The 238-nt window shown below is 54.6% G+C and carries 1 protein-coding gene; it reads right to left on the reverse strand.

Annotation, left to right across the window (positions count from 1 at the left end; translation table 11 throughout):
- Nucleotides 1-14: 14 nt before the first annotated feature.
- On the reverse strand, nucleotides 15-238 hold a 224-nt coding region (locus tag Q4519_RS22075), incomplete at its 5' end, for an aconitase family protein (protein ID WP_303516130.1).

Genomic DNA, 238 nt, shown 5'->3' on the forward strand with positions numbered 1-238 from the left:
GAGGCGATTACGGATTAGTCCCAATCACGGAAGACAACAAACGTACCCGCACCAGATGCGGCAGCGGCCATAGCAGGTGACAGGAGGTGTGTACGTCCCCCTTTACCTTGGCGACCTTCAAAGTGACGGTTTGATGTAGACGCACTGCGTTGTCCTGGTGCTAATGGGTCCCCATTCAGCGCGAAACACATTGAACAGCGTGGCTCACGCCATTCCCAACCAGCTTCAACAGAAAGGT

The sequence above is a fragment of the Motilimonas sp. 1_MG-2023 genome, from assembly GCF_030547455.1.
Lineage (GTDB): Bacteria > Pseudomonadota > Gammaproteobacteria > Enterobacterales > CBDFNC01 > Motilimonas.